The following is a 23,271-nucleotide window of genomic DNA, read 5'->3' as shown; positions in this document are numbered from 1 at the left end:
ATTTTGAATGTACAGACGTTGCATGCAACGTCTTCTACTGAATTGGATTATGTACGGTAACCAGCTTAGTACCATCTGGGAACGTCGCTTCCACCTGAACTTCGTGAATCATTTCCGCCACGCCATCCATGACATCATTAAGGTTCAGTAACGTTGTGCCGTAGGTCATCAAGTCAGCCACTGTCCGGCCATCGCGCGCGCCTTCTAAAATTGCGGCAGAAATATAGGCCACGGATTCTGGGTGGTTAAGCTTTAGCCCTCGCTCTTTACGACGCTCAGCCACCAAAGCAGCCGTAAAAATCAGCAGCTTATCTTTTTCTTGAGGAGTGAGTTGCATAGGATGCGACGGAGACTAACCACAACAGAGATATTAAACCAGGATCTGCTGCGGTCAACTTAGAGCTAAACGTTATCTAAATAATAGGTCAGGTGGGCTGTGCCCACCTGACAATACAAAAGCAGATTAAACTCCCCAAACCCTTGGTATATAGCTTTTCTGGTCCAGCACTTTGGCTCGAAAATATTGCCAGATATCAATAAAATACTGTCGAGCGATTTGACTAGAGGAGCCTCGGTAACGGGCCACCAGTCCCTGTTCTAATTGGGTAACACCGGCGTCACACCCCGTTAGGCTCTTTAAATTAAGGCGAGTTCTGATGGCACTGAGATGTTCTGGAGTAATGGACTTACCCAATAACAAAAACGTACCGACGACTGGATATCCAGCTAATCCATTCCGACTACCCAGGACCTCAGACCCCCCTAAAAGCTGCTGCTGGTCGATCCATAGGGGAGCACCCTGCTGCCAGATTTCGGTTTGCGATCGCCACTGTCCAGTCGTCAGCGTCTCTCCCCTGGCACTGCGCCCAAACCGAGTAATATCCCAGCTCAGCCATACCCCACCAGGCTCTAAATCTACTTTCAGGGATTGCTGAAACCGTCCCCCATCAAACAAAATCAGCTCCTGAGGCAGCCATTCCACATAGGCATCACTGGCAACCGTGAGCTGAATCGTCTGCTGTGCCCAATCACCCTGACTGCGATATACCTTATGGGCTGCCGCTGTGGTCACTAAGACCTGAGTATCAGCCTCAGCCGTGATCACCATATCCAGCTGATCGCCCCCCACCATTCCCCCTGCCGTATGGACAATCACACTTTGACAATTTCCTGGGGCCGCCACCGGGTAAAAAGGTCGCTGAATACGTAATGGAGATGTGCTGAAACTCTTGGCAGGAAAAGTTCTGCCATTTATATTCGCGAAGCGAAGATCCAGACTACCTCGCCAACAAGGCTCTGCTGTTGCTTGCTCTGATTGAACTGTATTTGTTGTTCTCATTAGTTTTTACTGTTCAATGGTGGACCCAACGCATTCTCCCCATGTCGGGCATCTAACAGGTAGGGGCATTGCATGCAATGCCCCTACCTGTTTATTTCTGTTGGCAAAAGCGCTCAACACATCGTACAAATATTTCCACACCTGTTCCTAAAACTGTTTCATCAAAGTCAAACCGGGGGTGATGATGGGGATATGCCAGATTTAAATCAGGATTTGCCGATCCTAAAAAGAAATAACAACCGGGTTTCTCTTGCAAGAAAAATGACATATCCTCACCGCCCATGGTCTGGCATTCTGGCACCACACCAGCAGGCGTTTCAATCACTGAGCTGGCAACAGATTTAACCAACTCGGCAATGGTTGCATCATTAATGACCGGCGGATACAGGCGAGTATAGTCAAACTGGTAGCTGGCACCATGGGCCTGACACACTCCAGCAATGATGGCTTCCATGCGCTCTGGCAACACGTCTCGATACTCTGGGTTAAAGTAGCGCACAGTACCGCTGAGACGTGCACTATTAGCAATCACGTTTACCGCTGTGCCAGCCTGAAATTCTCCGACGGTCACAACAGCAGACTCAATGGGGCTAATGTTACGGGCCACAATGGTTTGTAATGCGGTCACCACCTGTGCCCCAACCACAATAGAATCAACGGTCTGATGTGGCAAAGCCCCATGCCCTCCACGCCCTTGAATCGTGCAGTGAAAATATTCGGTAGCGGCCATCAGTGGGCCACTGCGCACACCCACTGTTCCCAAAGGTAAATTATTCCAAATGTGTAGGCCAATAATAGCGTCAACCTCAGGCTGGCTGAGCACTCCAGCTTCAATCATGGGTTTGGCACCGCCAGGCCCTTCTTCTGCAGGTTGAAAAATAATTTTAACTGTTCCGGCAAAGGTATCGCGATGCAGCGCTAGATAATGGGCTGTCCCCAAAGCAATGGTGACATGACCATCATGGCCGCAGGCATGCATTTTGCCGTTATGGAGTGAGCGATAAGGCACCTGGTTCAGCTCTTGTATGGGCAGAGCATCCATATCAGCTCGAATCGCCAACACCGGACCAGGGCGAGAGCCTTGGATAGTAGCGACAATACCGGTTTTAGCAATGCCAGTTTGGTGTTCAATGCCCCACCGAGTCAGCTGCTGAGTAATAAAGTCAGCCGTTATGGTCTCTTCAAAACCTAGCTCTGGGCGCTGATGTAGATGACGCCGCCACTCCACCAAGTGCGATTGCAGAGTTTGAATGTTGCCCCGCACCTGAGGCGGAACTTTAGAAATTCGCGTATTGGCAGGCAGCGTTGAAACCATAGGACCTTAGCAGACACAAGTTATAAGCTCAGTATATAAATTCTGGCGTAGCTAGGTCTTCTGAAGCCTTATACAAACCATATCTGGTTCCAACACTGCCTTGCAATACGATTAAGCCACCCAAAATGGCTGGGGCATGATGGCTTCAAGGCTCAGCCCACGCGCAGCTGCACTCAGCTGCGCCAAGTCTGTTGGATCGTCAAAATGGGGCAATACCCCCAGCACTGGAATACGGGTCAGGTCACTAATCATTTCTGGTGGGGTGAGTTGCTCCACTTTATCTTCGGCTTCGGGTGTCGTGCAATTCAGGACAATGCCTTGAAGCTGCAGCCGGTGTTGACGGGCGAGGGCTACGTTGGCGACGGTAGCTGCGATCGCACCCAATTTCACCGGCACCACCAACACCACTGGCAACCGCCAATCTGCAGCCAGATCCGCCACGAGCAGCTCATTAGTTACCGGAGATCCCAAACCGCCTAAACCTTCCACCAGCACCCAATCACATTCTTTATCTAGAACCATATAACGTTGCCATGCCGGGGCTAAATCTACCGTCGTATTCTCTAGGGCGGCTGCAATCGGCGGTGCCAATGGAGCCCCATAAAACACAGGGTTTAACTCATCAAGCGATTGCTCCAGATTAAATATTTGCTGGAATAATTCACGATCACCTTCACCGGCTTGGACTGGTTTTAACACCCCCAGGCGACGCGACGCACAATACTGTTGCCAGTAGGCTATCAGCGCACAGGTTAAAACCGTCTTGCCACACTCCGTATCCGTCGCTGCAATTAATAATCCACTCACTATTCACACAATGGTAGGTCGTACCCACCCCACGATTTTTCTTCAATATAAAGGCAATATCTACCCTAAGGACTCTGGGTTCCTTGGCCAACAATTTGAACATCCAAGGTAAAGTTCGCCTCACTGCTAGCTCGCACATCTACAGCATAATCACCTCCCAAAGGTAAAACACTGTTCCAATACAACACCCCTTCAGCCTCAGCAATCGCTTCTCCCCCCGGAAAAGTCACATCGAAGGTTACAGGACCACTGGCTTGAGTAATTTTCACGGTAATGACCTGTCCCTGGTTGGCATTCACCATGTAGCGCTGCACTCTACCGGGTCCGACTGAATTGGCTAACAGTGTCCCCGTCTGCCCTTCGGGAAATTGAACTCGCTGGGTAGATACCTGTTCTTGCACGTCTGCTTCGCCACCCTCTTCTTCATCAGGCCGCTGATCGCTAGAGCCATCGTCCGTAGCATCCCCTCCCTCAGACGGATCAGTCGATGATGATTCATCACCAGGTGTGTCATCAATTGTCTCCCCATCATCAGCCAGACCTTCCAGAGCAACACCTAACTCATAGGTTCCCTGTTCCCTACCGCGAGTCGTCTGAATCTGTACTGTATAAAGACCATCCTCTGGTAAGTCTCCCTCCCAATCCAATACTTGGCGAGCACCGCGTAATGCCTTTCCTTCGGCATTTAATACCGAAAACACCACACCCTCACCTTCTATCGTTGCCCGCAGGGTCTGACCCACCTCAGCCTCTATTTGATAGTTAACGGTTTCGCCTTCTTTTATTCCTCCTTCAACAGTTTTCGGATCGCCAACAGCTAGAGCGAGTGAAGTTGTATAGTCAGCTGGCCCATCTTCAATCGGTGGATCTAACGGCTCAGGGGTAGGCGCATCAGGCTGACTAGGCTGATCGTCTAGATCTTCTGGGAACGGCAAAGGTTGGACCCCACCATCTGACACCTCGGGTGGAGAAGGCTTTAATACATAATTAACAACAGCCCAACCACCAAAGCCCGCCAAAATGATTGCACCTATAAATAGGACAATTAAGACCAATGGATTATCCATGGTCTCCCGACGTTGTGTAGACGTTACCACCCGCGTCTTAGGGGCACGAGACGCGGGTACTGACTGAGTTGGAACCCCTGTAGTCGCCATGGGGCTGCCCACTGCAACCGTACGCATCTCAGAAATTGGCGACTGCTGCTGCCCTCTGGCCGCAGGACTTTGAGGAGATCTAGGCGCAGCCACCCCCCCTTGCAATGCCTGCACCATATCGCTGACAGATTGATAGCGATCGCCAGGCCGATAACTCAACGCTTTATCCAACACAGTAGCTAACTGATCGCTGACTTGAGTAAACGACCGCCATTTCCAACCTAGAGTCGTATCGTCAAATAGCTCATGGGGTTCTCTACCCGTCAGTAGCACTAAAACAGTTACAGCCAGCGCATATAAGTCACTACTGGGATAAGCTCGCCCTGACTGTAGCTGTTCGCTAGGGGCATATCCCGCTTTCCCTACCGTTGTCGCTTGCACAGCCGTTGTCCCCGTCTGTAAGCGAGTGACGACTTCTTTAACAACACCAAAATCAATCAGTACAGGCTTTTGGTCACTGCGTCGCAGAATAATATTGTCAGGGCTAATATCTCGATGAATAATGCCTTTGGCATGAATATGAGCCAAAACCGGTAGCAACTGTCCGAGAAAAGCCCGGATCTCTGTTTCCGAAAATGCCTGTCCCGGCCGCTGTTGCAAAATTTCCCGATAGGTCAGGCCTTCAATATGCTCCTGAACCAAAAATAAGCGCTGATCCTGCTCAAAACTTGCACGAAACTCAGGAATCTGAGGATGACTAATCTGATATAAAATTTCGGCTTCCCGCTGGAATAACTGAGCCGCCTTGCTCGAAAAGCGATCGCCCCCTGCTGGAGGCATGAACTCCTTAATTACGCATTCCTCCTCAAAGCGTCCCTGATCTTTGGTTAGATAGGTTCGCCCAAAGCCCCCCTGACCAAGCAACCGGACAATACGGTATCGATTTTGCAAAAGAGTGCCGACGGCTAGGGCAGGTTGCATAGTAAACGTCCCAAAGTGTTGACATCAAACGATTAACCCCTGGGGTCTGAGGCTCCAGACAGGCTATACCACTCTACCCCAATGCTCTATCAATGCTCCATCGCTTCAGACTCTATCAAATTGATTAGCTAATGACTAACCAATGGCATCGGTTTTACACCACATTACCCCGGCCATTCGCAGTCCTGTACAAGCCACCCATAGAAGCTGTTACTAACGCTTTCAGCTTACATAGATTATGTATCCATACAACAGCGTCTTTAGCGTATTCATCATCAGCATGTCGAGTACCCTATCTTCATTAATCAATGGATAGTGTTATCGATTTAAAGAGTTGATTAAAGATTCAGTGTAAAACATCCAAATTACTTGTTTTATAGGGCTTTAACGTTCAATAACATAACGTTTCGGGAACGATGTAGTCATCAAGATCCCACCCTTTTAGTAGTATTGCAATGCACTACGGCGTTACCCCAGCTGCAACAAATAGTCAGCCAAATCAACAACCCATTGGTCATCGCCCCGTATGTTCACTGGATGGAACGTCCCCCGTGGCACGAGAGCAAATACGTCTAAGTATCATTGAACAACTTAGACTGGATACATCCAAGCCAATTCCTATTTTTGAAGAAGCAGCCCAAAGCGTTTCTCGTTTGCTAGCAGCCCCGATCTGTTTAATTAGTGTGTTTGACAGACAAAACCAACTATTCAAAGCCACCATGGGGTTATCTAGCTTAGGGTTAATGAATCAGCTAGCTGCTACCCGTGAACTGCCAAAGATAGAATCCTTTGGCATCCAGGTAGTAGATAGTGGTCAGTCATTGATGCTATCGGATGTCGCTCAACATCCAGCATTTAGAACAAGTCTTTTGGTACAGAGATATGGTGTCCAAGCATACTTAGGGGTGCCCCTCATGACGTCTGAAAGGTGCTGCATTGGCACATTGGAGGTCATGGATATCATGCCACATCAATATACTCAACAAGATTTAGCGATCCTAGAACTCAATGCACGATGGGCAATGAGTGAATATGAGAAACAATGCTGGCTAAAAGATGGAAAGATTCAACAACCTACAGAAAACAACGACTATTTAACATCCTCAGATAAGCAACGCCAAAGTCGCATCAACACCCTGCGCACAAATTTGATATCCCAGCTTACTCAGGATCTACGCACCCCACTAACGGCCATCACCGGCATGGCTAGCATGTTAAGCCGAGAAATTTATGGGCCACTGACTCAGAAACAACAGGAATATGCAAACATTGTCTTGCACAGCAGTCAAAATCTACTCTCGTTAACCAACGAGATTATGGAATTAGGAGCACTCAACAATTCCCCCTGGGAGTTACTACTCGCTCCCGTAGATATTGAAATGCTAGCTCAGCAAAGCCTCCAGCCCATTGAGACAAGATCTAAGCAGCAAGAAATCAATTTTAATCTAACAGTAGAGCCAGGATCGCGCATCTGGGTGCTTGACAAACGCATTATTAAACAATTGCTCTATCACCTCATCCTCAGCATTGCTAAAGCCTCCACCAGCGGTAGCACCGTACGTCTCCACATCTCTCGCAAAGACGAGCGTCTAACTCTGGCGATATGGGTCTCTAATCCATGGCTAGGAGACGACTTGCCTCAATCAGTCTTAAGCTGGGGGCAACAAAACAAACTTTTGTCCTCAACAAAACCGTTAGACACCACCTATGGATTTGAGATCGTAGAGAACCTGTCTCCATTGGACACAAATGATCTCACAGAAGGCTCTACACCCACTGATTTACGACAAGAACTAGGTCTACTGCTGAGTCAACAGCTAACCGATATCCATGGCGGTGAAATCATGATTCAAGGTTCATCTAATCATGGTTATCGATATATCGTGAGTTTTCCCCCCTTTGAGGTTGAATAGAGAAAAACGACAATATCACCAAACGACAAAAAGGCAAACCTGTTAAACAGGTTTGCCTTTTTGTCGTTTGGTGCCAAGTAAATATCCTGACAAAAGATACCTCCTCATAAAGAAACAAGGAAAAACACCTACGTAGGATCTCAAAGATATTTGCTATTGCTTTTAAAGATAATTTAAACCCAAAAAAAAGTCATATTCCTATCTGTAAAACTACGTTATTTTAGCTGTCAAAATAAGTGATGTGACTTAGCTACAAATTTTACAGAAAAGGGTATCCAATATATGTGGGGGGGGTAATTACAAATAAAGAGAGCGATAGATCTTCATTTTTTTACCAAGAAAAACAAGGCTACAAAACTCTTTTTATTTGATACAAATTGGACGGATTCTTCCTGAAAGCTCTCTAATAATCCAAATCAATTATTAGCAGAAAGCTTAGGGGATTTTAGACAATTAGGCAAAAAACTCTCTTATGTATACTTGAGTTTTATTCTCCTGAGTCTAGAACTACTGAATTGCCCCTCATAGTGAGTAGTTCCAGTCTTAATTATCTGTCGCTGCCCCCTAATAAGCCCTTTGATTTCAAGAAAGTGGTTCTCTAACCTGCTCAATTTATTCATTGGTTCTCAGAAATAATGACAAAGAATAGACAGTCTAAGAAACTGAGCTGGCAGCTTTGCAAGCCAGTTATTGCATCCGCACTTGCCATGGGCGGTGTGTTTAACCTAGTGGGTATTGTGTTGGCAGAAGGGACTGCCGCTGGCACACAAATTAGTAACACTGCCACTGCCACCTATCGTGATCCCGATGGCACACCGCAAACCTCTACGTCTAACACAGTAACGGTTGAAGTCGCTGAGATTGCCGGTATCACGGTTGTTAACACGGCTGCGCAAGAAGTTACTCCAGATGCAGATCCACCGGGGCCTGGTGAACAATTAGAGTATATTTTTGAAATTACTAACGTAGGTAACGACGAAACTGACATTAGTTTACCTGCGGTAGCAGGTTTCACTGGTCCCGTAGACAGTGTGGTTAGCATTGTTGCCGACCTCAACAAGGACGGAAATTTCGACCCTGCAACAGAAACGATTAGCAATCGGACAGATATTGAAGATGTCCAACCGGGTGAGTCCTTTGATGTCCAAGTAATTGTTCAGGTTTCCACCAGTGCCCAAGATGATGATATTGTTACCGTGACCTATGGTGACACCCCTGGTAACGGTCAAAACCAACCCTACGATTCCTCTGGTGGTAGCGTCTTCACCGATGATAACGATGCAACTGATGCTGCGAATTCGACTAATACTCCAGGTGTACACCTTGATCCATTAGACAGCAATGATCCTGGTCAAACCGGTTCTGAAGCAGGGCCTGATGCTCCGGCTAACGGTGAACGTGAAGCTAGTGCTACGGGTGAGATTACCATTGGTGAAGATCCTCTACAACAACCTTTAGTTGAGATTAAGAAGTCTATCGGCACCCATACCGTTAATGGAGCTAGCCCAACGGACGACACCATTACCTACAACCTGGAAGTTGATGTTTTAGATCAGGCGTCTATGCCGACAGGTAGTAATGCGATCGCAGCAGATCTACAGCCCATCAGCATTAATGGATTGCCAGATAAGCATGTGTTAGTGTCCGATGCCATTCCAGTTGGCACATCACTACAAAGCGCAACCGCACCTGGTGGCTGGACCGTTGTTTATTCCACCAGTAACCTCTCCGATCCACTCACCGACACAGCCCTTGAGGCGACTTGGACCATTGCTGATCCAGGGGCAGCGGCAACAACACGTGTCGGTTTCATCGGACCTGCTAACACAGCGATCGCAATCACCGATCCTGCAGTAACTGGGTTCACAATCACAGTTGTGGCTGACGGCGTTGACCCCACCGCCACACCTTTGACCGTTGCTAACATTGCCCAGGTTGTCGGTTCTGGTGCAGTAGATGATCCATTAACACCAGAAGATGAGTCCCTCAGCTTCCCCGTACTGGATGAATCTGGTGATGACACCCCCAGTAACTACGATCCTGATACGGATACCTTCAGTGACTTTAATCCTGAAGTGATTGATGACCCCAGCACACCTCTACCAGAGGGCTTCACACCAGACGATGGCCACATTGGCAATCCTTCTGATCTCCTAGAGAAAGGCGTAGACCCCGGTAGTGACACCCCCACCGTTCCCGGTGATGACAACACCGGAGATAACACCGACGGTGATGGTGAAGCTATCATTGTCACCCTGGTATCAGAACCTGAGCCCGATATCCTGAATGGTCCTGACGGTGCCCCTGATGCAGTGGGTCCCACTGGCACCAACGATGACTTTACCAATAAGTCTGCACCCTATTCTGATGGTGATCCACCGGTTGTGTCCTTTACCAATACGGTAGCCAATAACGATACTGACCCCGATCCGGCAGTCAACACCACTGAAGATGGTTGGGTCCGTTTAGAGCCCATTGCACCTCAGGATCCATCCGACTTACCCGATGAGACGACAGCCACAATTATCGCTCCTGATGGTACTCGGGTTGAATACGAGTACGATGAGCCCACTGGCACCTGGTCTAAGAGCAATCCAGCCGACCCAGATATAATTGTTCCCCTACGGGCCGATGATGGTGTTCCCGGTGGTGACGACGAATTTGACTACGGTGTTGAGGTAGATCTACCCAACGATCCCACGAATATCGACGAGCTCGATAGCTTCCCCGTACCCATTGAAGCCACCTTTGTCGGCGTTTCTGAGGTCACCGATCCGAGTGATCCAGCTAGCATTGATACCGGTTTAGATGCATCAACCACCACCAACGTCACCATCGACCGTGTTTACACAGGCTTCCTGGAGCTAGTAAAGACTGCTCAGGTGGTTCAGGGAGATGGTCCCGCAGTCTCGGGTAATCCTGCCCCTGGTAACCATATCCGCTATCGGGTGACTTACCGTAATATCTCTGAAACTGAGATTGCACCCATGCAGGGCAACGTACTATTGACAGCCTCTGACCTGACTATCCTTGAGGATGGCACTGAGTTGGGTTGTTCCGGTGCAGTTGCAGACGCCAATAACTGGGCCTTTGACAATGACATAAATGGCGACCTGGATACTCGTCATGTTCCCAGCTCCGTGGATTTAACTAATCTAGACGATGGCTCCACAGGCAGTGTCGTGTTCTACAGTGGTGGTCCAGTGTGCGACGGCGGCGGCACGACTGGCAATCCAGCATTTAACCCAGACACGGCTACACCAACGACTGAAATCTCAGGGACGTCTTACAACACAGACAGCACTAAATATGCCTTTGATATTGAAGGTGATATTGAGCCCTTAGAGACTGGCTACGTTGAGTTTGAACGTCGTATTAACTAAGTCTGATGCATTCCCTGGAGCAAGGGAATGATCTGATAGAGTTTGTCCCTTGCTCCAAGGTCAAACCTTGAACCTTGCAAAATCTTTGAAGTTAAACGAGAGTAATTATGATGCAGCGTCTTTTTGCAAAGAAGCGTTTGTTCTTGGGCTTAAGTGCCCTTGCCTTGGTGGGAACAGTCCCATTTGCAATGAATCAGCCAGTGTTGGCACAATTGCAAGATGTTACCGATGCTATTGTCCAGGCTGTTCTGCGTCCTGAGGTCAAACTGACCCTCAGTGCCGCAAAGCAGGTTGTGGAACTTAATTCTAATGGCCAAGAGACAATTTCTTGGGAAGCCCTTGAAGGTAAAGTCACTGTGCAGCCGAATGATGTTCTACGCTATACCGTAGATGGCTCTAACTCCGGTGATGTAGAAGCCAAAGGATTGTCCATTACTCAGCCTATTCCTGCTCAGACCGTTTATGAGCTGAGTTCTGCTGAAGTTGATGGCAATGCTGAGATTATCTATAGCATTGATGGTGGTGAGAGCTTTGTGGCTGAGCCCATGGTCGAAGTTACATTGCCCGATGGTACGGTTGAAGAACAGCCTGCCCCTGCTGATATGTATACTCATGTGCAGTGGAACTTTAGCGATGATCTCGCTTCTGCCCAGGCCGTTAAAGCATTCTATAACGTGAAGGTTCAGTAACCCCAAACTTGAGGAGGAGAGTTGAGAACTCTCCTCCTACAAAATCTTTCATTCCAGAACGATTCTTCTACATCGAGCAATACTCTCATTATTACAGGAGAATCAATTAGGGATTCTATTGCTACCCATATCTCTCTGAAGAACTTATTAACAGTTTTACCTTTGACGATTAACCCCTGAGGTCAAAGGAATCTCTGCCATTCAGTTACTCTCAGAAGATAGACTGCACATCTTAGACATTGAGCAAGGTATTCTTCCTAGCAGGATAGGTGAGTACTTGGTTTCTGATACCAAATCCAAATTCAGTAAACCCAGTTAAAAATGGACAATTTCGTAGAGGTCATTCCTTGTGATTGCTCTGCGAGATCGGGGACAAGTAACCAGGATTTTGTAAATTCCTTAAACCCGATTCAAGATAGACCATTTTTTATGGGCTGTGCCTTGTGTAGTTCAGCTGAGCCCTTCGACTTGAGCCCCGGTCGAAAGCTCACGTCATGGCACAGTCTGGGATATCGGGGTCTAACAGCCAAGATTTCTATGACATGTTCAGCCAGCTAGTCCTTTCCTAAAAGTGTCTGACAAGATTGCAAACATGCATGAAGGGCATAAGCCCTTAAAAATTGTCGTGCTTACTCTATAAATCTTGTTGCGATCGCATCAGTGCTCCCTGGCAAATTTGCACCAAGTAACAACTGCAATTACCGCTAGTTCTTTAAATATTCATCAGGTTTGAGGCTAAAAATGAAGTTATCCCAACCACCTAAACCCAAACCAGGTGCTTGGCGCAACTGGATGCATCGAATGATAGCTGTCTTATTGGCAGGCAGCTTTGGTCAGGCACCATTTATTGCGATCGCAAGAGCTGCTGAAATCAATAACCGAGCTGCTTTTAGTTATAGAGATGCTGAGCGCAACATCTCTCTTGGTGGCACATCTGCAGAGATTGTTGTTGAAACTGCAAGTTTGATCGATCCACTGGGGCAAATTTTAGGCTGCAACGGAGAATTGCTGACCAACTATGACGGCTTCTCCGTTGCTCTATATGAGCCCGATGCTAGTGGTTTAGAGTTAGGTCCCATTGTTCCACTCACGGGTACAGAGGTTCCCGACATTGAAGACAATGGAATTCCGGGTGGTAAAGCTCCCAACATAGAGAACAGCAATCCGTTTTTCTTAACCAATGCCGATGCCGGACAATATAACTTCTTATTTGATCCACAGACCCCCTTACAAAGTCCGATCAATGCAGGGTTAACCCAAACCAGTACGGATGCTGTATACATTTTAGTGGTCAATCCACCAGCAGATTCTGTTTTCCCTCAGCGTCGCATCAAGTTAGAACTTGTTACCAGCACCGGTGGTGTTAACAACTCGATTATTCGCTATGTAGCGACCGCCTTAGATGGTATTCCCATCGGGACTAGTGGCGGCAGCCAAGTTAGCGAAACTGTTGTGGAAATCTTTAATGCTGAGACCCAAGGGTTAAACTTATTCTCCCTGGCCCTTGGCATGGTGATGTGTGATCCCAACCAAGTTAGCATTACAAAAACAGCTGATCGAGCAGCAGCACAACCAGGCGATACCGTTGTTTATCGATTAGAATTGCGCAATCTAACCGATATTGAGCTCGAATCTATTACCGTTGAGGATATTCTTCCCCAAGGATTTCAACTCATTCCGGAGTCCGTTACAGGCGTACTCAACGAACAAACTGTTGCTCTGGATGCTCAAGCCTCGGGTTCTGAAATCATCTTTACAACCACCACACCTTTACCAGTGGATGCAAGCATGAGCGTTCTCTACGCTGTTCGCGTTACCCCCGATGCGTTGCGTGGTGATGGCGAAAACTCCGCATCCGTCTCCGCTGAACGTAGTGACAATCAATTCTTTGTGCAAGATGGTCCCAGCATTCATCGCCTCGTCATTGACCCAGGTATTCTCACAGATTGTGCCACATTAATTGGTCGCGTCTTTGTTGATAAAAACTTTGATGGTGAACAGCAGCCAGGTGAGGCCGGTATCCCCAATGCCGTAGTCTTCTTAGATGATGGCAACCGGATTGTTACCGACGCCGATGGTTTGTACTCCGTAGAGTGTATGTTACCAGGTACTCGCAGTGGAGTTCTAGACTTAACAAGTTTACCCGGTTATACCCTGGCCCCCAACCTTTACTTTAACGAACGCAACAGCCAGTCTCGGATGGTGAATATTGCTCCCGGTGGCATGGTTCGCATGAACTTTGGCGTCACGCCCACGTTCCAGGAGGAAGCTAAATAATGTCATTAACTTGCCACCCCAAAGTTTACTATTGGAGTATTTTAGCTAGCTCAGTTGTCTTATCAGCAGTATCCGTTGATAGTTGGGCCTATGCCTCCCAGGATATACCTGAGCCTGTTTCACCTAATTCATCTTATGAAGCTATTCCTAGCAGTTTTACGGCTATCTCTCTCCATGGAGATATGCCAAACACAGCAGGTTCTGAAACATTTTTAGAGCCAAAGTTCTCATCCTCCAAAACAGGTCCTGATCTGCTCGGACTATCTCTTCGCAGTACAGCTATAGAAAGCGGTGACACAGCCACATTAGTCTTTCCATCATTAACCTCGGGCATTCCTCAGTTTTCTAACTTATCCTCCCCTGAGATCTCGCCTACAGTGCTGGCTGATAACCAGGGGTCAGATGACCAGGAATCAGACGAGCAATCAGCAGAGTCACCAACGCAGTCGGTGGTAGAGGCCCAAAACATAAACATTGAATCTCCTCCATCCCTAACCCCAATTAGGCCACAATTCTCAACCTCACCTTCCGTTGAAGCGAAACCATCTTTTACGGAGACACCTGAGACCGTTGAACCTGAGCTATTTTCTCCAACGCCCCCTGAAACAAATGTGACTGTATCAGAACAATCGGTGGATATAGAAGATCTGCTTGGACCTAGCCCAGATCTATCCCAAGCTGTTTCTAGCGATCAGATTGAAATCTTAAATCCAACGGTGGGCAGCGTTGTAGATGTCCCTGCAATCACAGTTATTGTTCGCTTTCCAGCCACGGCTGATATTCAGTTACAGGTAAATGCTCAGGCAGTTAGCAACGATCTCATTGGTCGGACAGAGTCTAACCCCACTACAGGTCTAGTCACCCAGACCTGGTATGGTGTTGCCCTGGCAGAGGGTAACAATACGATCACAGTAGTGCATCCTAGTGATGGGAGCATATTACAGTCGACTGATGTAGAGGTCAGAGGTGCTCCGGTAGAGATGACGCTTCGCTCTCGGGAGTCTCAGATTCCAGCCGATGGGCGATCGACGGCTACACTACAAGGTCGCTTAATTGACAGCCATGGCAATGTCTCTCACTGGGATGCAATTGTTACTCTTGAATCGACTGATGGTGAATTTGTCGGTGTAGACCATGCCCCGGATCAGCCAGGGTTCCAGGTAGAAGCCAAAGGTGGACGCTTTTCAGCAGAGTTACAATCATCGCTGGAATCCCATATGGTCCAACTACAAGCCACCACCAATGGTCTGGAAGCCTTTAACCAGGTGCAGTTTATCACTCCCCAACGCCCCAGTATTGCCACCGGTATTGTTGACCTGAGATGGGGGGCACGGGGTACTAACTTCCACAGCAGTCTGCGAGATTTCTTGCCCCCAGATGGAGATAACGACTACAGCCTCGATCTAGACGCTTCTCTCTTTACCATGGGGAACCTGGGTGAATGGTTGTTGACGGGGGCCTTTAATAGCGATCGACCTTTGAATGAAGATTGTCGTGGAGAAACAGCTCTTTTCCGTCAAAGTTCAGGCAGCTGTAGTAATCTTTACCCTGTCTACGGTGATGACTCCACACTGGATGTTACCACCCCTTCCACCGACAATTTGTACCTGCGTTTAGAACGAACATCACCGGTCGAAGGTGCAACTGCTGACTACATTATGTGGGGGGACTACAACACCGAAGAGTTTGCTAACTCATCCCAGCTATTTACCTCTACCTCCCGACAGCTCCATGGTTTTAAGCTGAACTATAACCTGGGTGATCTGGCCATTACCGGTCTGTATGGCGACAATGTTGAAGGATTCCAACGCGATACGATTGCTCCAGATGGCACCAGTGGTCTTTATTTCCTCTCACGGCGGCTAGTCATTTCCGGTAGTGAACAAGTCTATATCGAAACCGAAGAACTCGATCGACCTGGTACCATTGTCGATCGAGAGCGGCTCTATCGCAACACAGATTATGATATCGACTATGATCGCGGCACTCTGTTATTTGACGATCCAGTCACCCAAACGGCAATTGGTGAATTTGGTACAGTGTTGTTACGCCGCATTGTGGTCACCTATCAGTTTGAAGGGGACGACACAGATACTAATATTCTGGCTGGGCGACTACAGTACAATTTTGATCGTACACTCAATCAAGAATCCTGGTTCGGCGCATCCTATCTGCGAGAAAATCAGGGAAATCGAGACTTTACCTTATTTGGTGCCGATGCCCAGTTCTCCCTGGGAGAAAGCAGTCGTCTGGTGGCGGAGATTGCCCATTCAGAAAGTGATTTTGACCTGTCTGGTCCCATTAGTGGTTCCGCCTATCGCGTCGAGTTAGATGGCACAGTGGGTGACTGGTTAAATGGTCGGGCCTATTGGCGTTCTACTGATTCAGGCTTTACCAACGCTGCCACCACTAGCTTTGTGCCCGGACAAACCCGATACGGTGCCCAAGCTAATTTCAAAGTCAGCAGCGATACGACGATTCGTGCCCAGTTTGACCATGAGGATAACGATGGGGTAGCACCACGACCATTAATCAATCTCGAAGATTTGTTAGAACCAGGCCAAGACCCGGTACCCGGCAGACGGGTGGATAACTCACTCACCACTTATTCATTAGGTCTGGCACAGCGGCTAGGTAATAGCAATCTGGAGTTTGATTGGATTCATCGCGATCGCACCGACCGCACTAACCCCGATCGCTTAAGCGCTAGTTCCGATCAACTGCGTACCCGACTAACCACCCATTTAACCGATAAGTTAACACTGCGTGCCCAAAATGAGCTGAATCTCTCCTCCGATAGCGATCCGCTTTACCCAAGTCGCACCTATTTTGGTCTCGATTGGGAAGTGATGCCTGGCATTAATTTGGGATTGGGACAAATCTTTTATGGTGACAATGGCTTTAGCGATCGCGACTCCTACACCATTGTTGATCTCTCTGGAGAACATGCCTTGGGCCAAGACACCACACTGCGAGGACGCTTTAGCAGCATCGATGGACAACACCTGGGTGGAGCTGTCGGAATTGAGCATGGCTTTAATCTAGCCCCTGGTTTACGGCTTGATTTAGGCTACGAACGCACGTTTAATAGCATCTTCGGTGGAACAGCCGCAGGGTCTCAATTTAGTCAGCCCTTTGCTGTAGGTACAGGTGGCTCATCCCTCGGCACCATCAATGCTAATACTTATAGTGTTGGACTATCCTATACAGACAACCCAGACCTACAAGCCAGCGCCCGCTTTGAGCACCGTGACTCTTCCCAGGGCACCAATACCGTTCTCAATGCCTCAGCTGTAGGACGATTAACACCAGCCGTCAGCGCTCTGTTCAATTATCAACTGAATAGAGCTGCAAACCAGCGCATCAGCAACATTGGCACCACTAGCAACCTGAAACTGGGTTTAGCGTATCGTGACCCTAACGACGACCGATTTAATGCCTTACTCCGTTACGAGCATCGCATCAACCCCAACACGTTACCCACTAACGCTCTATTTGGTCGCAGCATTGATACCTCTGAACATTTATTCTCAGCAGAAGCCCTCTATACCCCCAACTGGCGTTGGGAACTCTACGGCAAATATGCCTTCCGCACAACCCAGACCCGAATTAATCTACCAGCAGATGTGGGCGGTGACTTTGTTTCTAACAACAACTTACACTTAGCTCAGATGAGGGCGACGTATCGGTTAGGGTACAGCTGGGATATTAGTGGTGAAGCCCGATGGTTTGGTGGTCTTGGAGACTACAGTGAGATTGGCTATGCCCTCGAAGCAGGTTATTATCCCACACCTGATATGCGCATCTATGGAGGCTACAGTGGTGGCGGTGCCTACGATGACGACTTTGGTGTAAATCGCACAGCCAGTGGTTTTTATATAGGTGTGTCAGCCAAGATTAATAGCCTATTCGATGGCTTTGGTTTGCAAGACATTGCCCCAGAACAACAACAGGAATCGGCCTTGGAACCTGAGGAACCGATTATCTTCTTTGAAGATACCACCGACATCATCTTTCCAGGTGAACAGGCAGTAGAGGAAGCATCTTTCGAGGCTCCTGAAGCCATAGAGAACCCTACGGAGGAAGACGTATCTGAGGCTTCACCTGATAATAGCGAAACAGACAATAGCGAAACAGATGCAGGGCAGCTCTCTATTGATGGGCAAGCGCTATGAAACTGAGTGCTGTAATTCCTCAATACGCAGGCCAATATCTTCTTCCCTCCTGGGAGGGAATTAAATGGAACAACCTAATCAATACTTAGGCCTAAATCATCTTCTATTTTCTCTTCTTTAATGCTTCGGATGCCAGAGCCATGACCTATCAAAAATCTATTCGTACCTTAGCCACTGCTTTTCTGTTAACAACAGTGACAGCAACTACTGCCGTTGCTGAAACCTCAGTCGCGTTTGATTTTCCTATAGTACAGGCTACGGTTAATAGCTCTCAGGATGGGCCAATTACTCCCGATGAGCAGCTGACATTGCGAGAAGCGATCGCAATTACCAACGGCACCCTCAACTTAGCCGATCTCAGTGCCGCAGAACAGCAACAAGTAACCCCGAGTTCTGGTAATTCACTCATTGCTTTTGATCTACCTGTAGGCAACACAACTATTGAATTACAGTCACTTTTACCAGTTTTAGCTCAGCCTGGCCTTGTCATTGATGGCACCACTCAGCCTGGTTACGATGCCACCAAATCAACCACAGCAGAGATTTTAGTAGCAATCCCAGTGGTGGAAATTACTTCTGCTGATAACGCTGAAGTCTTTCGGGGCTTAACTATCGTTGCTGACAATATAACCATTCGAGGGCTAAGTCTATATGGATTTACATCACAGCATAGGGCCACTGAATCTACTCCACCGGCAGATATTTTTATTGCCCACGAACTACCACCACCGGATATTAGCCAGCAACATATTCCGGCTAGCAACTTCTCCTTTTACGATGAGAATCATCCACCCCAGGGAATTGTTATTGAGCAAAATTGGATTGGTATTCCTACGGATGACACGATACCAGAAAACCCCTCTGCATTTGGGGTATCCGTATTTAACAGTCAGGGGGTGAAACTGCGCCATAATCGTATTTCCTACCACGATGGCAGTGGAGTGATTACAGGGGCTCGGGCTGAGAACTTAGAAGTTGTTGAAAACCTGATTGTCAACAATGGTTTAGCGGGTATGCCCGATGCCATTCGCCTAGAAGGTCACATTGATAATAGTCTCATTAGTGGCAACTTGATGTGTGGCAATGACGGTAGTGGTATATTCCTGTTTAAACCCCAGGGTGCCGTAGAGATTAGCAACAACGACATTCGCTTTAATGGTCAACGCCTGAGAAGGGCGGCTATTTACCTGATGGGTAATGATCACCGGGTGGTGGATAATCAAATCGCGAACCAAAAAGGACCTGGTGTGGTGGTTACTGCCTTCAGCCAAGGGGGCACTACCCACAGCCAGCGTAATGTGATCGAGAACAATCGTTTTGAAAATCTGGAAGGTTTGAGTATTGACCTCAATACCCGTCGTAATCGAGGTGTGCAAGACTTTCAGCGGGGAGATGGCCCCAACCCACTACGAGATTCCAATCAGCGGCGGCGAGATACGGGTAATAGTGCTATCAATCCTCCCCAGTTTGATAGTCCTGAGTTCTTTGTCATTGATGGTCAGGTGGTGATCCAGGGTAAAGCCGATATTGGTTCCACGGTACAGCTCTATCTCACCCGAGGTAATACAGGCGAATATGGTCCTCTGACAACACCATTGGCGACGTTCAGTGTAGATGAGGCGGGAACATTTAGCTATCCCTCAGCGGACCTACAACCTGGCGATGTGATCAGCGGTATTTCCACTGATCCTAACTACGGTACCTCTGAACCTGCCCTCAACACCACAGTCGTTGCCCTAGGCGAAACCAATCCAACTCGCCCCAACCGTATGGGATCAGTGACTGCGAAGAGTGTTGAATGCACGACTGCACCAGCTCCTCCGGCACCACCTGCCCCCCCCGCACCTGAACCCGAAATCATCCGCCTCCAAGTTCCTCGCAATGTTCACTATGGTCTTGACGAAGACTCCATCAACCCGAATAGCGCGGTAATTTTAGACCAAATTGCTGAGGTAATGCAGCAATACCCATCGATAGTTGTTGATTTGCACGGGCATACTGATTCTCGGGCAAGCGTGGCCTATAACCAGGACCTGGCCCGACGTCGGGCAAATAATGCACGACGATATCTGATGCAAAAAGGAATTGCCCCTGAACGGATGACGATTCGGTCCTTTGGAGAGACTGAACTTTTAGTGGAGGAAATTGACCGGGTGAACTATGCACGCAATCGCCGGGTGGAGTTTGTGTTCAGCGATGTCCGAGGTGTGGAAATTACCTTTGTGGATCAAGAGAATGATCTGCAAATAGAGCAGTAGTTCGCCTAAAGGCAGCATTGTACTTAGGCTACTGGCTGTGAACAACTCAAGCATTAATTATTTACTGGTCCTAACAACTCTGAACTTGTTATTCCAGGATGACGCTATGCGTCTAGGATATACCGAGGAGATTTTTAGCTAATGTCACATTCTGTTCTTAAATATTTATCCCCAAGCACTTCGGTTAAATTAACCGCTAGTTTATTTCTCCTCATGGTCGGTATTCCTACCAAGGCCCTTGCTAATCCCTCGTATCCTAATTTTGACCAGCGCTACAATACTGAACTATCTGGCAATATTGAAGCGATTGGTAATGCGTCAGTGATTTGCGATCGCAACAACGCCTCCTGTGCAGATGGTCTTGCCAACGGAACAAGAGGCAATAATAATGGCGGCTTAGCCATGCAGATGCTGGATATCGATAGTGATGGCTCCACCTTTAACTCCAGTGCAGCAGAATTAAATATTCCTGCCGGGGCAAATGTGCAGTTTGCAGCTCTTTATTGGGGGGGCAGTCTGGAAGGATTTGGCACAACTCCAGCTCCTAACCTGACTGGATTTAACCAAGTGTCACTGCAAATTCCGGGCAGCGGTACCTATCAAACAATTACTGCTGACGATCAAAACGACCGTACTGACTTTGGTTCCTGGCATACCTACGGAGCTTTCGCAGACATTACAACTCTAGTTCAAGGGGCAGGTAATGGCACCTATACTGTCGCAAACGTTCAATCTAATACGGGTGCAGGATTTACCTATCCCAATGCAGGTTGGTCGATTGTAGTGGTCTATGAAGATTCGACTCAACCAATTCGTAATATCTCTATCTTCGATGGCCACGATGTGGTTCGTAACAGTCTTAAAACATTTAACTTAACTGGTATCCGAACTCCACCTACTCCAGGTTTTGATGTTTTCATGGGGGCCATTGCTAACGATGGAGAAGTGGACCAACCAGATGATTTCCTGCATATCAACAATAACAATATTACGGATAGCCTGAACCCAGCCAATAACTTCTTCAATGGCACAATTTCTAAATTTGGTAACCATGTGACTAGCCGAACCCCCAATGACCCCTACAACATGGTCATTGATATTGACTATTTAGATCTGACTATCTGGAACCAAACGAATAACGTAATCCCTACCAATGCCACAAGTATTGACCTGACCTTAGAAAGTCAAGGAGATGGTATCTGGCCTCTCGCCTATTTCTTTGCTGTAGAGGTGTTTGAGCCCAATTTGGTCACCCAGTTTGAGAAAACAACTCCCTCAACAACCTACACCACAGGCGATACGATGCCTTACACCATTTCGGTAACCAACACGGGGAATGACAATTCTACAAATACGGTGATTACGGACGCGATCCCGACGGGAACTACTTTTGTGCCGGGGTCTTTGAAAATTAATGGTGTAACAAAAACTGATGGTTCCGGGGATGACGAAGCGGAATTTGATGGCAGTAATGTGATCTTTCGTGTGGGGACGGGGGCTAATGCATCCCAGGGGGGGCAGGTCAATATTAATGACTCGGTGACAATGACCTTTGATGTGACAGTGACAGCGACAGCAGGGGAATTGGTCTGTAACCAGGCGAGCATTGATTATACCGGAGCGACCAGTGGAAATACGGGTTCGGGGGTATCGGATGATCCGAATACGTCAGCGGTGGATGATTGTACTGAGATTACGACGACAGCAGTATCAACTAATCCAGATGTTGTTCTGGTTAAACGCATTACTGCCATTAATGGGCTCACCACCAATCCTAATGACAGTCATGACCTCACCCAGATTGTTAATGATGGTGTTGCTAACTCTGCCGATGACGAAAGCAATTGGCCAGCGGGTTATCTAGTGGGTGAATTGGATGCAGGCCTAGTAAAGCCCGGTGATGAGATTGAATACACCGTCTATTTCCTCAATGCGGGAGATAGTGCAGCGGAAGACGTGAGAATCTGTGACTGGATTCAGCCGAATCAGAGTTTTGTAACTGGCCAGTATGGCGGCAACGATATTGAGCTAGTGATTGGCGGCACCACTTACAATCTCACTGACGATAGTGATACGGCCACCGACCGGGGAGAGGTGACCACGGTGGGCAGTCTGCCTGCGACACCCACCTGTAATCTCTCTTCGTTTAGTACTACCGCTAGCGATGAAGTAGTCGTGGTGGATATTACGGGAACAACGGGTGATCCGACCGGGTTGACCACATTCCCGAATACCACTGGACAAGGGACTCCCACCAATGCCTATGGGTATTTCCGGTTTACCACCAAGGTAGATGAATAGGAGATCCTGGTGATGTTAGCGATGGCTTATCGCAACAGATTTAAGGGTACCTCCATGCGTTTACCGCAGAGGGACTATAGACGAGCAGGTGGTTATTTTTTGACCCTATGCACCAAAAAACGGGAGTGTTTTTTCGGTGATGTAGTGGATGGTGTTATGGAATTTTCAGCTATTGGTCATATGGCAAAACGGTGTTGGCAAGAGATTCCTGACCATTGTGAGAATGTGCGAATTGATGAATACGTAGTGATGCCCAATCACCTCCACGGAATTTTGATAATTGAACGTCGTTTGGATAATCCTCTTGTAGAGACCTTCCATGGAAGGTCTCTACAAGAGAGGTCGTCGTTGTCCCAGAAGATGTCCGCGATTTCCCCAAAACGAGGTTCCTTAGGTGCCATCGTACGGTCCTATAAATCTTCGGTAACGCGATGGTGTCGCCAAAATGGGTATTCTCGGTTTGCATGGCAATCTCGGTTCTACGAACACATCATTCGTGCCGACAGATCAATTGATTATATTCGGCGATATATCGTCAAAAATCCGAGCAATTGGGGACGCGATCGCAATCATCCCCGCAAATTATTGCCCCCAATAAAATCTCCCCCAATAACGTAATCCGCCCCAACGATCCCTTTGTAGAGACCTTCCATGGAAGGTCTCTACAAAGGGATCGAGGACGATTATCCGTATTACAAAAAATTCCAATTTTCAGTATTACACAAAATTTGGTTAT

The 23,271-nt window shown here is 47.9% G+C and carries 13 protein-coding genes; 8 read left to right on the top strand and 5 right to left on the bottom strand.

Annotated features, from left to right (window positions below; translation table 11 throughout):
- Positions 1–34: 34 nt before the first annotated feature.
- The 5 genes from ureA to SPB21_RS29915 form a co-directional block, all read right to left on the bottom strand.
- Positions 35–337 (bottom strand): urease subunit gamma, encoded by a 303-nt coding sequence (gene ureA, locus SPB21_RS29935; protein ID WP_163663928.1) that lies wholly within the window; start codon positions 335–337, stop codon positions 35–37.
- Positions 338–463: 126 nt separating this feature from the next.
- Positions 464–1,339, bottom strand: a complete 876-nt coding sequence (locus tag SPB21_RS29930; protein ID WP_163663926.1) for an urease accessory protein UreD — start codon at positions 1,337–1,339, stop codon at positions 464–466.
- Positions 1,340–1,430: 91 nt separating this feature from the next.
- On the bottom strand, positions 1,431–2,654 hold the full coding sequence (locus tag SPB21_RS29925; protein WP_163663924.1) for a M20 metallopeptidase family protein: 1,224 nt from the start codon (positions 2,652–2,654) through the stop codon (positions 1,431–1,433).
- A 111-nt stretch (positions 2,655–2,765) separates the two neighbouring features.
- Positions 2,766–3,461 carry a dethiobiotin synthase gene (gene bioD / locus SPB21_RS29920; protein ID WP_163703082.1) on the bottom strand — a complete coding sequence of 232 codons (696 nt, stop codon included), beginning with the start codon at positions 3,459–3,461 and terminating at the stop codon, positions 2,766–2,768.
- 65 nt (positions 3,462–3,526) lie between these two features.
- Positions 3,527–5,539, bottom strand: a complete 2,013-nt coding sequence (locus tag SPB21_RS29915) for a protein kinase domain-containing protein (protein WP_499868572.1) — start codon at positions 5,537–5,539, stop codon at positions 3,527–3,529.
- A 455-nt stretch (positions 5,540–5,994) separates the two neighbouring features.
- On the opposite strand from SPB21_RS29915, the gene SPB21_RS29910 reads away from it, so the two are divergent.
- The 8 genes from SPB21_RS29910 to SPB21_RS29875 all read left to right on the top strand — a co-directional run bounded on the left by SPB21_RS29910 (position 5,995) and on the right by SPB21_RS29875 (position 23,153).
- Positions 5,995–7,452 (top strand): GAF domain-containing sensor histidine kinase, encoded by a 1,458-nt coding sequence (locus SPB21_RS29910; protein ID WP_163703080.1) that lies wholly within the window; start codon positions 5,995–5,997, stop codon positions 7,450–7,452.
- Positions 7,453–8,087: 635 nt separating this feature from the next.
- Positions 8,088–10,835 carry a DUF7925 domain-containing protein gene (locus SPB21_RS29905; protein WP_499868570.1) on the top strand — a complete coding sequence of 916 codons (2,748 nt, stop codon included), beginning with the start codon at positions 8,088–8,090 and terminating at the stop codon, positions 10,833–10,835.
- A gap of 107 nt (positions 10,836–10,942) precedes the next feature.
- Positions 10,943–11,524 carry a hypothetical protein gene (locus SPB21_RS29900; protein ID WP_163703078.1) on the top strand — a complete coding sequence of 194 codons (582 nt, stop codon included), beginning with the start codon at positions 10,943–10,945 and terminating at the stop codon, positions 11,522–11,524.
- A 741-nt stretch (positions 11,525–12,265) separates the two neighbouring features.
- Positions 12,266–13,801, top strand: coding sequence for a hypothetical protein (locus SPB21_RS29895; protein ID WP_499868569.1), 1,536 nt, complete (start codon positions 12,266–12,268; stop codon positions 13,799–13,801).
- Complete coding sequence (locus SPB21_RS29890) at positions 13,801–17,976, top strand: TonB-dependent receptor (protein WP_499868567.1); 4,176 nt, start codon at positions 13,801–13,803, stop codon at positions 17,974–17,976. The genes SPB21_RS29895 and SPB21_RS29890 overlap by 1 nt, the downstream gene beginning before the upstream one ends.
- Before the next feature lie 140 nt (positions 17,977–18,116).
- Complete coding sequence (locus SPB21_RS29885; protein WP_499868566.1) at positions 18,117–20,234, top strand: OmpA family protein; 2,118 nt, start codon at positions 18,117–18,119, stop codon at positions 20,232–20,234.
- A 141-nt stretch (positions 20,235–20,375) separates the two neighbouring features.
- The gene (locus tag SPB21_RS29880) at positions 20,376–22,535 is read left to right on the top strand and encodes a hypothetical protein (protein WP_499868564.1); all 2,160 of its coding nucleotides are present in this window, start codon (positions 20,376–20,378) and stop codon (positions 22,533–22,535) included.
- 21 nt (positions 22,536–22,556) lie between these two features.
- Positions 22,557–23,153, top strand: a complete 597-nt coding sequence (locus SPB21_RS29875) for a transposase (protein ID WP_499868562.1) — start codon at positions 22,557–22,559, stop codon at positions 23,151–23,153.
- Positions 23,154–23,271: the final 118 nt, after the last annotated feature.

The organism is Leptothoe sp. ISB3NOV94-8A (assembly GCF_043421595.1).
In the GTDB taxonomy this organism is placed as follows: domain Bacteria; phylum Cyanobacteriota; class Cyanobacteriia; order Phormidesmidales; family Phormidesmidaceae; genus Leptothoe; species Leptothoe turfae.
The sequence above is the reverse complement of the archived record's forward strand: the minus strand, read 5'-3'. Positions and strand labels throughout refer to the sequence as shown.

Coding starts and splice junctions, on each gene's coding strand:
- SPB21_RS29905 (WP_499868570.1), top strand. CDS start 8,088: ATGACAAAGAATAGACAGTCTAAGAAACTGAGCTGGCAGCTTTGCAAG.
- SPB21_RS29915 (WP_499868572.1), bottom strand. CDS start 5,539: ATGCAACCTGCCCTAGCCGTCGGCACTCTTTTGCAAAATCGATACCGT.
- SPB21_RS29895 (WP_499868569.1), top strand. CDS start 12,266: ATGAAGTTATCCCAACCACCTAAACCCAAACCAGGTGCTTGGCGCAAC.
- SPB21_RS29890 (WP_499868567.1), top strand. CDS start 13,801: ATGTCATTAACTTGCCACCCCAAAGTTTACTATTGGAGTATTTTAGCT.
- SPB21_RS29880 (WP_499868564.1), top strand. CDS start 20,376: ATGTCACATTCTGTTCTTAAATATTTATCCCCAAGCACTTCGGTTAAA.
- SPB21_RS29925 (WP_163663924.1), bottom strand. CDS start 2,654: ATGGTTTCAACGCTGCCTGCCAATACGCGAATTTCTAAAGTTCCGCCT.
- SPB21_RS29875 (WP_499868562.1), top strand. CDS start 22,557: ATGGCTTATCGCAACAGATTTAAGGGTACCTCCATGCGTTTACCGCAG.
- SPB21_RS29885 (WP_499868566.1), top strand. CDS start 18,117: ATGACCTATCAAAAATCTATTCGTACCTTAGCCACTGCTTTTCTGTTA.
- ureA (WP_163663928.1), bottom strand. CDS start 337: ATGCAACTCACTCCTCAAGAAAAAGATAAGCTGCTGATTTTTACGGCT.
- SPB21_RS29900 (WP_163703078.1), top strand. CDS start 10,943: ATGATGCAGCGTCTTTTTGCAAAGAAGCGTTTGTTCTTGGGCTTAAGT.
- SPB21_RS29910 (WP_163703080.1), top strand. CDS start 5,995: ATGCACTACGGCGTTACCCCAGCTGCAACAAATAGTCAGCCAAATCAA.
- SPB21_RS29930 (WP_163663926.1), bottom strand. CDS start 1,339: ATGAGAACAACAAATACAGTTCAATCAGAGCAAGCAACAGCAGAGCCT.